Here is a 14,439-nt window from a genome sequence, read left to right on the forward strand (position 1 = left end):
AGCTCTTATGACACAGTCTTTTATCAAAAAAATATTCTCTTTCCGTAAATCTAAAGAGCAAACTATCAAACAAAAACAACAAGTTCCTACTCCTCATGAAACTTCTACAGCTGATACAGCTGAACAAACCACAAAGAATAATCACGCTTCTACATCTGAAAATACCCATATTGAAAAAGAAAAACAAAGGGAAACACCAACACAGAACAGTGAATCTTCATCTTTTGAATCTCTTTCTGGAAAAGTGATTGTCACTGACACAATTAAAGAAAAGACAATTGAAGAACACCTACCTTCCTTGCCTATTGAACAAAAAGAGGCATGGTTTGAGCGTCTTAAAAAAGGATTATCTCTTTCTTCTCAGCAATTAAGTGATTCCCTTGGTGCACTTTTTATCAAAAAGAAACTTGATGAAGACACATTGCAAGAGTTAGAAAATATTCTTATCCAAGCGGATCTTGGTGTAGAGACAGCCACACGCATTAGCGACATCTTAGCATCCAGCCGTTATGAGAAAGATTTATCTCTAGATGATCTTTATACCATCATGGCTGATGAAATCAAAAAAGTTCTTGAACCTGTTGCTATCCCGCTGGAACTTGATCTTAGTCATAAACCTCATGTTATTTTGCTGGTAGGTGTCAATGGAACAGGAAAAACAACAACTATTGGAAAATTAGCTGCTAAATTAGCAGAAGGTGGGTTGAAAATCACGTTGGCTGCTGGTGATACATTTCGTGCTGCAGCCATTGAACAATTACATATTTGGGGTGAACGTACAGGAGCTAATGTTATTTCAACTAAACTTGGTGCAGATGCTGCTAGTTTAGCTTTTGATGCTTATGAAAAAGCAAAAAAGGAAGAAAGTGATGTTTTAATCATCGACACCGCTGGACGCCTACAAAATAAAAGTGAATTAATGGATGAATTAGCAAAAATTATTCGTGTTTTAAAGAAACATAATCCTCAAGCACCCCACACAGTCCTTCAAACGCTTGATGCAACAACCGGGCAAAATGCACTCAATCAAGTAGATATTTTCCATAATGTTGCTGGTGTTAATGGTTTAGTTATGACAAAACTTGATGGTACTGCACGAGGGGGAATTCTAATCGCCATTGCAAATAAATATAAATTACCCGTCTATTTTATCGGTATAGGAGAAAAGATTGAGGATCTTGAACCTTTTTCTGCTTCTGATTTTGCGAAAGCTATTGTAGGAAAATCTTCATGAAACATTCTAAATCTAATTCATCCAACAACCCCGATTTGAAAAATATAAACAACAGCCGAGAAACATCCTCACCAACACTTAAACTTCTTTTAGAAATGGGTCCATTAGTTGTTTTTTTTCTCGCCAATTATAAAGGGCAATGGCTAATTAATAATATTGGACTCTTTAAAAGCTTTAACAAACCTATTTTTCCTGCAACTGCTGTTTTTATGATAGCGATTATTATTGCTTTAAGCTTATCATGGTTCATTATGCGCAAAATTCCCATAGTGCCACTTATCTCAGGGATATTCGTCCTGGTCTTTGGGTTTTTAACTCTCTGGCTTCATAATGACACTTTTATCAAAATGAAACCCACAATCATCAATAGTTTATTTGCGCTTATTCTTTTTGGTGGCCTATTATTCAAAAAACCATTATTGCGTTATGTTTTTGATTCTACTCTTAAAATGAACGATACAGGATGGCAAAAATTGACCTATCGGTGGGCATTTTTTTTCGTTTTTCTTGCTGTTCTAAATGAAGTCATTTGGCGTAACTTCAGTGATAATTTCTGGGCTAGTTTTAAAGTATTTGGTGTTATGTCCATAACTCTCATATTTATGCTATCACAAATAACTATCATTATGAAATATTCAACAACCCCTTTGATAAAAAAGGATAAATCTAATTCTCAAGCAGAGTAATATCTATTATCATTGAATGATTTTATAAATTCTTGCCCAGTATTATTTATGAATAAAAATTTATGTTAATCGAGCAATTTATTGATAGGAAAATTTTTTGATAAGCCTATTCATGCATAAAAAATATAATTTAACTTGATTTTCTAAAGACAAAGAAATCCATAATACCAGCTTATCATTGGTATATATTCTTTCAAAAAGGCATTATTAAATATTAAAATCTAAAGAAAGATTGTTAGTTTCTTTGATGAAATACTTTTTATCACAATCATAAAGATATTAAAATTAACGCTCTTTTTGCATTAATTACTGAGCCATATTTATCATCTAAAGAATGGAAAAATCTTTTTTGTCACAATGCAACAATACTATAATTCTACTAACGATTTTAGAACAAGAAAAATTATAAATTCTTTTCATTACTGAAATGAATAATACTTTGTAGAAAAATCTTGCCAACAAAAAAGCAAATAAAGAAAGTTGTTGCTAAAAAACTGTAAAAGAAGGGAATAGTTCTAACCATGTTGAAATTGGCATTGTATGTGTTTTTTATTTTACTCTCTCCCTTTGCGACATATGCTCAAAAAACAATGGCAAATGAAACAGATTATCATTCTGTTATAACATCTACTCTTCCCTCAAATATCGTTGCGAATTATCCTTTAACAGAAGATTTTCTTGTAAAAATGGAACAAATTAAAATAGAAGTTGCGAATTTACCCGCAGAACCAGACGCACCTGGTACTGGAAATGATAATAGTATTGAAGGGCTTGTTGCTTCTGTATCTGGTCGACCAAAACTTGCTGGCGTTTTAGAAAAACACAATATTACACCAAGAGATTATGTTGTTGGTTTTATGGCACTTCAAGCAACATTGGCTGCAGTATCAGCACTTGAAGACAACGATAATTTTGATGAAAAAATTACTTTATCTCAAAGTAATCTGGAATTTGGTCAAAAACATATTAACCGAATTCGTACTCTTTTGTGGACTATTGATTAACTTTGTAAACGCCGACAAATATCATCTAATTCTTCTAATGAAGAATAATGTATTTTTAAATCACCACCATCTTTACCGTGTCGAATGGCTACTTTCATTCCGATCATATCAGTCAATAATTTTTCTAAAGATTTTGTTTCCGTATCTTTTTCCACTAAAGTTCGTTTTTTAAGTTTAGGATTTGCCTGTTCATGTGTAAGCACTTCTGCCTGACGAACAGAGAGCCCTTCATGAATAATCTTTTCAGCCAAATCTTGTGGATTGTTGACAGTAATGAGGCAACGTGCATGACCAGCGGAAAGTTGGCCATCAATCAAAAATTTCTGTACTTCTGGTGGAAGTTTTAACAAACGAAGAGTATTTGTAACATAACTTCGGCTTTTTCCAATAACTTGTGCCAAATCTGCCTGAGTATAACCATGTTCATTAAGCAACATTTCATATCCCATTGCTTCTTCAATAGGATTAAGATCAGCACGTTGAATATTCTCAATAATAGCTAATTCTAAAGCTGTCTTATCATCTACATCGCGAATAATAACGGGTAATTGATTTAAATTGGCTCGTTGTGCAGCACGCCACCGCCGCTCACCAGCGATTAATTCAAACCGACCGGGGTGATGAGGTGAAGGCCTTACAAGAACAGGTTGAACAACACCATGTTGACGAATTGACTGAGCTAAATTTTCAAGTTCTAAATCCGTAAAGTGACGTCGTGGATTATTGGGATTACGTGAAATAAGTTCAATAGATACCAACCGTTCAGAAACGATAGAATCCATATTTGACTTCATTGTGAATCTCGCAGGATTTAATAGATGTGCAGGATCATTATTTAAACTGACATCTCCGATTAATGCTGCCAATCCACGACCTAGTCTTTTTTTTGATTGATCATCATTCATGATTTTACTCTTTGAACTAACCTCACAATAAATTACTTTAAATTACTTTTCTCACACTTTTTAAGCAGCAGTTTTTGCTTGTTTTTCGCGCTGAATAACCTCTGTTGCCAGTCGTAAATAGGCCTGACTACCAGCACATTTAAGATCATAAAGTAATGCCGGTTTACCAAAAGAAGGAGCTTCAGAAACACGTACATTACGTGGAATAACAGTACGGTAAACCTTTTCTCCCATAAAAGAGCGTACATCTTCAACAACTTGATTTGAAAGGTTATTACGTCCATCGTACATCGTTAAAACAATACCTTGAATTTCTAGAGATGGATTTAAAGCATACCGTACTTGTTTTACTGTTTCAAGCAATTGGCTTAAACCCTCAAGTGCTAAAAATTCGCATTGCATTGGCACCAAAACAGAATCTGCTGCCCCCATAGCATTTAATGTTAAAAGATTAAGTGAAGGAGGACAATCAATCAAAATATAACTGAATTTTTGAGACACCATCTGATCTTCACACAGAGCTTTGCGTAACCGCTGAATACGATCTTGCGATGAAGCAATTTCCATTTCAACACCTAAAAGATCAAGTGTAGAAGGTACAATATGCAAATTAGGCACAACTGTTTTTAAAGCAGCATCGACCACAGAAATTCCAGAAATTAAAACATCGTAAGAGGATAAAGGACGACTATTACGATCAATTCCAAGTCCTGTACTTGCATTACCTTGTGGATCAATATCCATAATAAGAATATTTTCACCTATAGCTGCCAAAGCTGTTGCAAGGTTAATAGCTGTCGTTGTTTTACCCACCCCACCTTTTTGGTTTGCAATAGCGATAATTCGTGTTTCGCTCATTTTGCCTTACCCTTTACATGATTGAACATGAGAAATTTCTAAGATAACAGAACTTGTATCAATTTTACTTTGATGTTTTAGCAGATCAAAACGCCAATTGGCAGAGGCATTTTTTATTTCTGTCATATAATCCCGACCTTTTTGAAAAAGAGCTATTGTTTTTTGTGTTAACAGAGGAGATAAAAGTTGTAAAAGAACATCCAACGAAGCCAAACCTCTCGCAGTTATAATCTCTGGCTTATTTATTTTCTGATATACATCTTCAATTCTACAATGATGAACTGTTGCTGGAAGATCCAAATGAGCAATGACTGTTCGTAAAAAAGCGACTTTTTTTCCATTGCTTTCAACCAAATCAATATGTCCTCCTTTTTTATTTTTGAGAAAAATAGCAATAACAATTGCGGGAAATCCCCCTCCTGATCCAAAATCACACCAATGCAAACACTGATTATGTAAAGGATAAATCTGAGCAGAATCTAAAATATGACGTGTCCATAAAGCTGGTACTGTCGCAGTAGATATTAAATTAATACGTTTATTCCATTGAATCACAAGAGATTCGAATCTCATTAAATTTTCTACCGTTTCACGTGAAACAGAAGGAACTAGATTTAAGAGATCCTGATATTTTTGTTCTATCAAGAAAGTCATTAAGTTGATTTTGCCTTTTCACGTCTTTGACGCTGAATAGATGTAATAATTAATGATAATGCTGCTGGTGTCATGCCATCAATTTTTTGTGCATCAGCAATTGAGCGTGGTGATGCTTGTTGAATTTTTGTTTTTAATTCATTTGAAAGCCCAGAAATTGCTTGAATGTCAAGAGAAGCAGGAATTTCTAAACGTTCATCTCGTTGAAGAACAGCAATATCTTGTGCTTGTCTTTCTAAATAAACTGCATATTGTGCTTCAATTTCTAGAGTTTCAACAGTTTTAGCATCGATTGATTGTAATTGAGGCCAAAAAGATGAAAGACGTTCTATATTCATACCAGGATAAGCTAAAAGATCATAAGCTGATCGCCGAACTCCATCATGATTTATATGTAATCCATGAGCAGATGCTTCATTGGGAGTTAAAAAGAGTTTTTGACAAATTGACCGTGCTTGATCAAGATATTTTTGTTTATGTTGATATAATTTCCATCGAGTATCACTAATAATACCCCATTGTTGTGCTAAAGGAGTTAAACGAGCATCAGCATTATCAGCACGTAAAGATAAACGAAATTCTGCCCGTGATGTAAACATTCGATAAGGTTCACAAACCCCTCGTGAAACTAAATCATCAACCATAACTCCAATATAAGCCACCGAACGGCTCAAAATAATTTTCTTTAAATCACCCACCTGACGGGCAGCATTGAGCCCTGCCAAAAGTCCCTGTGCTGCAGCTTCTTCATATCCTGTTGTACCATTAATCTGACCTGCTAAGAATAATCCTGGTAAAGATTTTAATTCTAAGGTTCTTGTCAGTTGTTTAGGATCAACAAAATCATATTCAATAGCGTAGCCTGGTTGTAAAACCTTTACGTTTTCTAATCCTTCAATAGTCTTCAAGAAAGAAATTTGTATATCCTCAGGAAGAGAGGTAGAAATACCATTTGGATAAATAATATCGCTATCTAATCCTTCTGGTTCTAAGAAGATTTGATGTCCATCTCGTTCACCAAATTTAATAATTTTATCCTCAATTGAAGGACAATAACGTGGTCCAGGCCCTTCAATAGCTCCTGAATATAAAGCAGAGCGATGTATATTTTCACTAATAATTTGATGTGTTTGCGCATTTGTACGTGTAATTGCACATTCAATCTGAGGTTGTTCTATTTTCTCTGTTAAAAAAGAAAAAGGTACTGGATATTCATCAGCTTGTTGTTTTGGAAGTATTTCCCAACGAATTGTTTTTTTACTAAGGCGAGGGGGAGTTCCTGTTTTTAATCGTCCAAGCTTTATGTCATATTCTTTCAAGCGCTCAGCAAGTTGCATACTTGATTGTTCACCCATACGACCGGCATGCCATGTTTTATCACCAATATAAATAAGACCACGCAGAAATGTACCTGTTGTTAAAACCACAGCTTTAGAAAAAATATTCCCTTGTTTTTTTAAACAAACACCTGAAACATGACCATTTTCAACAATTAGATCAATAACTTCATCTTCAATGAGCTTTAAATTTTCTTGTTTTTGTAAAAACCCTTGAATTGCGTTTTTATATAATTGTCGATCAGCTTGTGTGCGTGGTCCTCTGACTGCTGGTCCTTTACGCCGGTTAAGAAGTCTAAATTGTATTCCAGCAGCATCTGCAGCTTGCCCCATTAAGCCACCCAAAGCATCTATTTCACGGACGAGATGCCCTTTTCCAAGTCCGCCAATAGCAGGATTACATGACATTGTACCAAGTTCTGATATTTGATAAGTAACAAGTGCTGTTTTTGCTCCAACACGTGCTGAAGCTGAAGCAGCTTCACAGCCGGCGTGACCCCCTCCAACAACAATAACATCATACAATTGCATTTGTTTATTCCATATCAAACTATTTTAAAGTTTCACGTGAATCATTTATTTACCAACACAAAATTGTGAAAAAATAACATCAAGTAAATCTTCAACATTAATATCACCCGTGATTCGTCCAAGTGCATCACTTGCACGACGAAGATGTTCTGCACGTAAACTTAAATCAAGAGAAATATGATTTATTGAAGCATCAATTTCTTGAACAGCTTCTTTTAATAATTGGAGTTGTCTTTTTTGTGCTGAAACAACATTACCAATTTCAGCAACACGATGCAGACAAAATGATTCTATTTCCTTTATAAAATGATCAAAATTTAAGCCACTTAATGCTGAAAACTGTATAGACCAACGTGTTTTATCTCCTTTATAAAGATCAAGTTTATTGCCAACACGCCATATTTCAGCTGATGTTTTTGGTAAATGAATTTCTTGAGGATTATTCATATCATCAACCAAAATAACTAAATCAGCATCTATAATATGTTGTTTTGCAGTTTCTATACCTAATTGTTCAATTTTACTTTCTGTTTTTCTAAAACCAGCAGTATCTGTTAAAAAAACTGGCAAACCACCAAGTATTAATCTAATTTCTAAAGCATCACGAGTTGTCCCTGCTTCTTCCGTTACAATAGCAACAGGTTTTCCAGCCAAACGATTAATAATACTTGATTTTCCAGAATTTGGAGCACCTACAATAACAACTCGTAATCCATCAGTTAAGATATTTGCACGTTCTCCTGCAGCAATATGTTCACAAAGAGAACAGCTAAGTTTTTTCATATTTTCCCAAATTTCATCAGATATAGAATCTGGAATATCGTCTTCATCGGAAAAATCAATCTCAGCTTCTATTAAAGCACGTGCTGTTATAAGCTCATTACGCCAACCACGATAAAGTTTCGTTAAATGTCCACTTGTACCTATAACAGCTAAACGTCTTTGACCTTCTGTTTCTGCCTCTATTAAATCAGCAAGAGCTTCTGCTTGAATTAAATCTATTTTTCCTTCAGTAAATGCTCGACGAGAAAATTCACCTGCCTCAGCAATACGGCACTCAGGAAATGCAGATAATTCATCTAAAAAACGATTAACAACAGCCTTACCCCCATGTAAATGGAATTCTGCACAATCTTCACCTGTAAAACTATGAGGACCAGGAAAAAAAACAGTTAGAGCAGAATCTAAAAAGCTACCATCACGCCCAATAAGATTCCCATAATGCATAAACCGCGCTTTAGGTAAACAACCACAAAGCGTTTTAACAATATTCACAACATGAGGACCAGAAAGTCGAATAACTGCAACCCCTGAAGGTAACAATCCACTTGAAAGCGCAAAGATTGTATCCACAGGACTAATCCTATTTAAAACTATGATATTTCTAAGTATTCATTGAATCAAAAAATTCACTATTATTTTTTGTCTGTTTTAATTTATCAATTAAAAATTCAATTGCATCTGTTACATTCATAGGTGCTAAAATACGACGAAGTACAAAAATCTTATGTAAATCTTGACGAGCTACTAAAAGATCTTCTTTACGTGTTCCTGACTTTAGAACATCCATGGCTGGGAAAATACGTTTATCAGCAACTTTGCGATCAAGAACAATTTCTGAATTACCTGTTCCTTTAAATTCTTCAAAAATAACTTCATCCATACGACTACCTGTATCAATCAAAGCCGTTGCGATAATAGTTAAAGACCCACCTTCTTCAATATTGCGTGCTGCACCAAAAAAACGTTTAGGACGCTGTAAAGCGTTTGCATCAACACCACCTGTTAAAACCTTACCTGATGAGGGAACAACTGTATTATACGCACGTCCAAGACGTGTAATAGAATCAAGAAGGATAACAACATCACGTCCATATTCAACTAAGCGTTTAGCTTTTTCAATAACCATTTCAGCTACTTGTACGTGACGTATTGCTGGTTCATCAAAGGTAGAAGAAATTACCTCCCCCGTTACAGAACGTTGCATATCCGTTACTTCTTCTGGACGCTCATCAATCAAAAGAACGATAAGATAACATTCAGGGTGATTAGTTGTAATAGAGTGAGCAATATTTTGTAGTAAAACCGTTTTTCCTGTTCGAGGAGGTGCTACAATTAACCCTCGCTGACCTTTTCCTAACGGAGATATTAAATCAACAACTCGTGATGACATATCCTTATTCATAGAATCTTGCATTTCCATTTGGAAACGTTCATTTGAATAAAGAGGAGTTAAATTATCAAAATGAATTTTATAACGAATTTTTTCAGGATCTTCAAAGTTAATTGTATTAATCTTAAGAAGAGCAAAGTAACGCTCCCCTTCCTTTGGCCCACGAATAGGACCTTCAACCGTATCTCCTGTTTTTAAAGAAAAAGACTGAATCTGTGCAGGAGAAAGATAAATATCGTCAGGCCCTGGAAGATAATTAGCATCAGCAGATCGCAAAAATCCAAACCCATCTTGTAAAACTTCAACAACACCTTCCCCAATAATCTCTACATCTTGTAAAGCGAGTTTTTTCAAAATAGCAAACATTAATTCTTGTTTGCGCATTAATGAAGCATTCTCAACTTCTAATGTTTCAGCAAAAGTAACAAGTTCAACGGGATTTTTACTTTTGAGCTCTTGTAGTTTCATTTCTTGCATGAAATATTCTCTTTAATTAGAATGGGGAATTGTTTCTGAATAAAAAAATCAATGAGTTTATGGGGAATTTGAAGAATAAAACATTCTTATTCAAGAAGTAAATATTATACACTTAACTCTTTTAAACTGCAAGCATTACTCTATTAATTTGGATTTGTGTTTAATATAATAATTACAGTAGAAGTAATAATTATGATTAAGTTTAGAAATTAAATTAATACTATAAAAAATAACTTATTTTAAAAAATAAAATAATTTAGAGTTTTATTTTTAATTATTATTATACATATATTTTCTATTTTAATTTTTAAAATATTTATTTGTCTTTATATTATATATGTAATAATTCTCAATTATTACATATATAGAAAATTAAATAATTTATACTTTATTTTACTGTAATTTAAGTATTCATTATTATGACTAATTTTTTTCCAAAAAAATTTTCTAAATCTAAAGATATTTAAAAAAAGGAATTCTTCTTATTAAAACCTGTGTTTAATGTGGATTATTAGTTATACTTGTTCGTCCTCAGTTTTGTCCACAAAGAAGAGAGAGAAAAAATAAATAATAAAAATACTTTAGAAGTATTATCCCCATTCTTTTTTAAAAAGAGAAATTTATGTATCATAGTTATCTAGTTTGTGTATAAAAGCAAAATATTTTTTAAAAGTTTTTATTTTATGAATAAGTGTGAAGTTCTATACACATTTGTTAACAAGAAGTTAAAATTTCTATGCAAAAAGAAAAAAAAAGCTTCCATTTGTATATGATTTCTGATGCAACAGGGGAAACATTGATTTCTGCTGCAAGAGCTGTTACATCGCAATATACAATGTATCAGGCAATAGAACATCTTTACCCGATGATTCGTAATAAAATACAGTTGCAAAAAATTCTTGATGAAATTCAAGAAGAGCCGGGTATTGTTCTTTACACAATTATTGATGAAGAAATAAAACAACTTCTCAATAAAGTATGTGCAAAAATAGGCACTCCTTGTGTTGCCATTTTAGATCCTGTTTTAAATGCTTTTCAGTCTTATCTTGGAACACCAACAAATTTACGTGCTAGTGCGCAGCATGGTCTTAATGCAGATTATTTTCGTCGTATTGAAGCGTTGAATTTTACAATAGACCACGACGATGGACAATCTCCTGATAGTATATTAGATGCAGATGTAATTCTTGTAGGAATTTCAAGAACTTCTAAAACACCAACAAGTATCTATTTAGCAAATCGTGGAATAAAAACTGCTAACATACCTCTTATTCCAGGAATTGATTTACCACAAACTCTTTTGGAAGAAAAAAATGTTTTAGTTGTTGGTTTAATTGCTTCAGCTGAAAGAATTTCACATATTCGCCAAAATCGAGATTTGGGAGAAGGTTTTGCTATTGAAAATTATACTGATCGCACTAGCATAGCTAGAGAGTTGATTTATGCAAAACGCATTTATGAACGTTTTGGTTGGCCTATTATTGATGTAACAAGACGTTCTATTGAAGAAACTGCAGCAGCGGTATTTAAACTTTTATCACAATTTCGTGAGAGAAGATGAAAAAAATCATGGATGAAAATATGTTAATATTAGCATCTCTTAGCTCTTACCGTGCACAATTGTTAGACAAAGCTGGTTTAAAATTCTCCATTGAAGGGGCTTCTTTTGATGAAAGAAAAGTGGAAGAGAAAATAAAAACTAAAACTCCTAAAGAAAAGAGTTGTTTCCTTGCGAGTGCAAAAGCAAAAGATGTTTCTAAGCGTTTTCCTCATGCATTAGTTATAGGTTGTGATCAAATACTTGATCTAGAGGGCCAGATTTTTCATAAAGTTTCAAATATTAAAGAAGCACATCAACGATTACGTGTTTTATCAGGAAAAACACACACTCTTCATAGTGCAATAGCTTTAGTCAAAAATGGTCAAGAAATTTGGGTTGAAGCTTTTAGTGCTCATATGACGGTACGTTTTCTCTCATCGGAATTTATTGAACATTATCTAACGCATGTAGAAGCGGATGTTTTAAAAAGTGTAGGGGTATATCAAATTGAAAAAGAAGGAATCCATCTTTTTGATAAAATAGAAGGAGATTTTTTTACTATCATTGGCTTACCATTATTACCTTTGCTGGCTAAATTGCGTCATTTGGGAGTTATTGATGGTTAATTTTGCAATAAATTGCAAAAAAAAAGAGTATCCGTGTGCTTTTATTGCTGGTTATCCTATTCATCATTCAAAATCACCAAAGATTCACAATTTTTGGCTCAAACAATATGGTTTACAAGGTGAGTACCTTGCAAAAGAGGTGAAAACCGAAGAATTTAAGAGTTTTCTTATATCTTCACAAAAAAGGGGTTTTTGTGGAGGCAATGTTACCTTACCCCATAAACAGGAAGCTTTTCACTTAGCAACTTATAAAGATGAGATAGCAACAGCTATTGGTGCTGTTAATACATTATGGTTTGAGGGGCAAAAACTTTGTGCCACAAACACTGATGCATATGGTTTTAGTGCTAATCTTGATGAGTTTACTCCTGATTGGGTTAAAGAAACAGCACTTGTTTTTGGTGCAGGAGGTGCAGCACGCGCTGTTTTATATATCTTGAAAAAACGTGGATTTGAACGTATTTTCTTGCTTAATCGTACAAGACAACATGCAGACGATTTGGCTGAGTATTTTGGAAAACCTGTTGAAGTCTATGACTGGAATAATATTTACAAAATACTTTATCAAGTTGATTTCATTGTTAATGCAACTTCTGTAGGTATGACAAATCTTTATAGCGAACAAAAAGGTGTTTTTTTTGATTTTCATAAAGTTAAACCAACAGCATTAGTAACAGATGTTGTTTACACTCCATTGACAACTCCTTTTTTACAACAAGCAAAAGCTCATGGTTTGAAAACAGTTGATGGACTTGGTATGCTTTTACATCAGGCTGTACCTGGTTTTGAACGGTGGTTTGGAACAAGACCGCTTGTAACAAAGGCATTGCGAACAGCAATTGTAGAGGATATGAGTGAAAATAAAATATGAAAATTATAGGATTGACCGGATCAATTGCCATGGGCAAATCAACAACTGCTCGTTTTTTTGAACAAGCAGGTGTTCCTGTTTTTAGTGCTGATGAAGTAGTACACCAACTTTACCGTAGTGAGCCAGTCTTGTCGCTTATTATACGTACTTTTCCAGGTGTTGTTGAAAATGGTCAAGTTAATCGTTTAAAACTTTCTAAAGTTTTGATAAATAATCACGAAAAACTACAAACTTTAGAAAAAATAATTCATCCCTTAGTTTGGAAAAAAGAAGAAGAATTTGTTAATAGAGCACGCCAACAGGGAAAAAAACTAATAGTCCTTGATATTCCACTTCTTTTTGAAACAAACAGTGAAAATCGAGTAGATAGTGTAATTGTTGTATCTGCACCATCAGCAATACAAAAAAAGCGTGTAATGAATCGTCCAAATATGAGTGAGGAAAAATTTGCAGCGATCAGTACCAAACAAATATCCGATGAAAAAAAGAGAGAACGTGCGGATTTTGTGATTGATACGGGAAAAAGTTTAGATAATACACGTCAACAAGTTTTTCATATAATAAAGAGTTTACTAAAGGATGTATCTTTAAAGAATTAAAGAAATGCGTGAAATTATTTTTGATACCGAAACAACGGGTTTAGATAAAGACAGCGATCGTATTATTGAAATTGGTTGTGTAGAAATGGTTGATCGTTATCTTACGAAACGTCAATTCCATGTTTATTTAAATCCGCAAGGAGTCATTATCCCTGATGAAGTTGTAGCAATTCATGGATTGACCAATGAACGTTTAAAAAATGAAAAGAAATTTGAAGATATTGCTGATGAGTTTTTAGAATTTATCGATGGTGCAACAATGGTTGCTCATAATGCAAGTTTTGACATAAGCTTTCTTAATGCAGAATTAGGGCGGATCAATAAACCGCTTATCAGTGTTGATAATGTCATTGATACACTAGCTATAGCACGGCAAAAATTCCCTATGGGGCCTAATTCTCTTGATGTTTTATGTAAACGTTTTGGGATTGATAATAGTAATCGTGTTCTTCATGGTGCTCTACTTGATGCAGAGATTCTTGCTGATGTTTATATTGAGTTAATTGGTGGAAAACAGGGTGTACTTAGTTTTGATAACAATAGTGACCTTGATGAAAATGTTCAAAATGGCAAGAATATTCCCCATACAATTAAAGCTCGTCCCCACGCTTTACCTTCAAGGTTAAGCGCACAAGAAAAAGATATGCACGCTGATTTAGTTAAAAAAATAGGCGATAAGGCTTTGTGGAATAACTTCAAAATTTTTCAATAAGAATTTAATTCTTTGAAAAAATTATTAAAAATTTGGATTGGGTAATATAATTCTTAAAAATACGGCCGTTGTGGGGAGGGGAACACCACAACGACCTTACCGCTACGTTGTACCTCAGCTATCATAGAAGGAGTAAAATGAAAGCTATCATATCCTATAATAACAAAGAAAAGCTCTCGGTACTGACTATAAAACGCAACGGCTTTATACCTTATAAAAACAAAAAAATGGC

General features: G+C 33.8%; 14 protein-coding genes. 8 read left to right on the forward strand and 6 right to left on the reverse strand.

Going from position 1 to position 14,439, the window contains the following annotated elements:
• The first annotated feature begins 7 nt into the window (after window positions 1-7).
• From ftsY to GGR10_RS03420, 3 genes are all read left to right on the forward strand, one after another.
• A complete protein-coding gene (ftsY, locus tag GGR10_RS03410) occupies window positions 8-1,234 on the forward strand; it encodes a signal recognition particle-docking protein FtsY (RefSeq protein WP_182479928.1) in 1,227 nt (408 codons plus the stop codon).
• A complete protein-coding gene (locus GGR10_RS03415) occupies window positions 1,231-1,920 on the forward strand; it encodes a septation protein A (protein WP_182479929.1) in 690 nt (229 codons plus the stop codon). The genes ftsY and GGR10_RS03415 overlap by 4 nt, the downstream gene beginning before the upstream one ends.
• 542 nt (window positions 1,921-2,462) lie before the next feature.
• Window positions 2,463-2,924 carry a hypothetical protein gene (locus GGR10_RS03420; RefSeq protein ID WP_246784631.1) on the forward strand — a complete coding sequence of 154 codons (462 nt, stop codon included), beginning with the start codon at window positions 2,463-2,465 and terminating at the stop codon, window positions 2,922-2,924.
• On the opposite strand, the gene GGR10_RS03425 is transcribed toward GGR10_RS03420, so the two are convergent.
• The 6 genes from GGR10_RS03425 to rho are packed head-to-tail and all read right to left on the reverse strand — an operon-like array spanning window position 2,921 to window position 9,859.
• Window positions 2,921-3,829, reverse strand: coding sequence for a ParB/RepB/Spo0J family partition protein (locus GGR10_RS03425; protein ID WP_010704453.1), 909 nt, complete (start codon window positions 3,827-3,829; stop codon window positions 2,921-2,923). The two genes, GGR10_RS03420 and GGR10_RS03425, sit on opposite strands and share 4 nt — an antisense overlap.
• A gap of 60 nt (window positions 3,830-3,889) precedes the next feature.
• Window positions 3,890-4,687 (reverse strand): ParA family protein, encoded by a 798-nt coding sequence (locus GGR10_RS03430; RefSeq protein WP_182479931.1) that lies wholly within the window; start codon window positions 4,685-4,687, stop codon window positions 3,890-3,892.
• Between the two features lie 6 nt (window positions 4,688-4,693).
• On the reverse strand, window positions 4,694-5,341 hold the full coding sequence (gene rsmG / locus GGR10_RS03435) for a 16S rRNA (guanine(527)-N(7))-methyltransferase RsmG (protein ID WP_182479932.1): 648 nt from the start codon (window positions 5,339-5,341) through the stop codon (window positions 4,694-4,696).
• Window positions 5,341-7,209, reverse strand: a complete 1,869-nt coding sequence (mnmG, locus tag GGR10_RS03440; protein WP_182479933.1) for a tRNA uridine-5-carboxymethylaminomethyl(34) synthesis enzyme MnmG — start codon at window positions 7,207-7,209, stop codon at window positions 5,341-5,343. Before mnmG ends, rsmG begins: the two co-directional genes overlap by 1 nt.
• Window positions 7,210-7,254: 45 nt before the next feature.
• Window positions 7,255-8,562: a tRNA uridine-5-carboxymethylaminomethyl(34) synthesis GTPase MnmE gene (mnmE, locus tag GGR10_RS03445; RefSeq protein ID WP_182479934.1), complete on the reverse strand. Its 1,308-nt coding sequence runs from the start codon at window positions 8,560-8,562 to the stop codon at window positions 7,255-7,257.
• A gap of 31 nt (window positions 8,563-8,593) precedes the next feature.
• The gene (rho, locus tag GGR10_RS03450) at window positions 8,594-9,859 is read right to left on the reverse strand and encodes a transcription termination factor Rho (protein ID WP_182479935.1); all 1,266 of its coding nucleotides are present in this window, start codon (window positions 9,857-9,859) and stop codon (window positions 8,594-8,596) included.
• 736 nt (window positions 9,860-10,595) lie between these two features.
• Here rho and GGR10_RS03455 point away from each other — a divergent pair.
• From GGR10_RS03455 to dnaQ, 5 genes are read left to right on the forward strand one after another with little or no spacing between them, the layout of a single operon-like run.
• Window positions 10,596-11,420, forward strand: a complete 825-nt coding sequence (locus GGR10_RS03455; RefSeq protein WP_182479936.1) for a pyruvate, water dikinase regulatory protein — start codon at window positions 10,596-10,598, stop codon at window positions 11,418-11,420.
• 8 nt (window positions 11,421-11,428) lie between these two features.
• The gene (locus GGR10_RS03460; RefSeq protein WP_182480083.1) at window positions 11,429-12,025 is read left to right on the forward strand and encodes a Maf family nucleotide pyrophosphatase; all 597 of its coding nucleotides are present in this window, start codon (window positions 11,429-11,431) and stop codon (window positions 12,023-12,025) included.
• Window positions 12,018-12,896, forward strand: a complete 879-nt coding sequence (locus GGR10_RS03465; RefSeq protein WP_182479937.1) for a shikimate dehydrogenase — start codon at window positions 12,018-12,020, stop codon at window positions 12,894-12,896. The genes GGR10_RS03460 and GGR10_RS03465 overlap by 8 nt, the downstream gene beginning before the upstream one ends.
• Window positions 12,893-13,495, forward strand: coding sequence for a dephospho-CoA kinase (gene coaE / locus GGR10_RS03470; RefSeq protein ID WP_182479938.1), 603 nt, complete (start codon window positions 12,893-12,895; stop codon window positions 13,493-13,495). Before GGR10_RS03465 ends, coaE begins: the two co-directional genes overlap by 4 nt.
• Window positions 13,496-13,499: 4 nt before the next feature.
• Window positions 13,500-14,207 (forward strand): DNA polymerase III subunit epsilon, encoded by a 708-nt coding sequence (gene dnaQ, locus GGR10_RS03475; RefSeq protein WP_182479939.1) that lies wholly within the window; start codon window positions 13,500-13,502, stop codon window positions 14,205-14,207.
• The last annotated feature ends 232 nt before the right edge of the window (window positions 14,208-14,439 follow it).

It is taken from the genome of Bartonella chomelii, from assembly GCF_014138465.1.
In the GTDB taxonomy this organism is placed as follows: domain Bacteria; phylum Pseudomonadota; class Alphaproteobacteria; order Rhizobiales; family Rhizobiaceae; genus Bartonella; species Bartonella schoenbuchensis.